We start from the raw sequence: 1,020 nt of genomic DNA on the forward strand, positions 1-1,020 counted from the left end.
CTGCTGACTGCATCCTTGATTGACGCATGGAGCGCATCGAATCGCCTGACGCGGACGCCTGGCTGGGGAGCCCGACAGTTGGCCGCGCGCTGCCAGGAGATGCGCTGGTTGAACCGGGAGTCGACTGCTGAGGGATCCGCGACGACCGAGCACTGTGTTGCCTGGGAGGGCCCGCTCGAACTGCGAGCCACTAGGCGCCCGGGCTCGCCGTCAGTTCTCCACGCGAGCCTGCTGAATACCCAGCACGAGCTCGCCCTGGCCTTGTGACGGGTCGGCCGGCCCCGCCGGTTTGCCGGCTTAGGCCTCGCGGCCGGCACCGACCGGAAAACCAAGGTGCACGCCTCTCCTATGAGTGGGGGGAGTTTTCCGGGTGGCTGACATCGCACCCGCGGAATCTCACTGACGCCAGTCCGCCGGCAAGGGGCGGTAAACCAAGGTGCACGCCCCACCTTTGAGTGGGGGGAGTTTTTCCGGCCCCCTACCCGGGAGTGACCCTCCCGCTGCGTAACCCGGCACGACCCCAGACCCGGCACGACCCCAGACAACCCATCAACCCTCCCGGCCAACCCGGGGAAAGGACAGGTGATGCCCATGTGGGCCATCACGCAAGACGGCTTCGTCTCCGCCGTCGCGCACCGAGACGAGCCAGGCGCACTCATGGTGCGCGCCCGCGACGCGCAGAGCCTGCGCTCGCTGGCAGACGCGACCGGGGCGCCTGTGGTGGCGACACCACGGGCCGACTACCCCTACCGCGTCACAGTCACCAAGGCCGCGTTCGCAGCCTGGATTACCGAGGCCGTCGACGCTGTTGACTACCCCAACTTCAAGAGCCGTGCTGTCCGCACCCGCGGCAGCCGGTACGCCCGGGCGCTGTCGGAGGTCTGGAGCACCATGCACGACATCGAGGATGAGCAGGCCCGCCCCGCTCAGGAAGGTGGTTGCCGATGAGGCACCCAGGACACATCCCGGCCATCGCGGAAGCCCGTTGCGACAGCGCCGACCCGGCGCCGGCGCTTGAGG

The 1,020-nt window shown here is 68.7% G+C and carries 2 protein-coding genes; both read left to right on the plus strand.

Translation table 11 applies throughout. From position 1 onward, the window contains the following. A partial coding sequence (locus tag EB084_26530; protein NDD31819.1) for a hypothetical protein occupies positions 1 to 267 on the plus strand: 267 nt, incomplete at its 5' end. Between the two features lie 318 nt (positions 268 to 585). After that, positions 586 to 948: a hypothetical protein gene (locus EB084_26535; protein NDD31820.1), complete on the plus strand. Its 363-nt coding sequence runs from the start codon at positions 586 to 588 to the stop codon at positions 946 to 948. The last annotated feature ends 72 nt before the right edge of the window (positions 949 to 1,020 follow it).

Source organism: Pseudomonadota bacterium (genome assembly GCA_010028905.1).
In the GTDB taxonomy this organism is placed as follows: domain Bacteria; phylum Vulcanimicrobiota; class Xenobia; order RGZZ01; family RGZZ01; genus RGZZ01.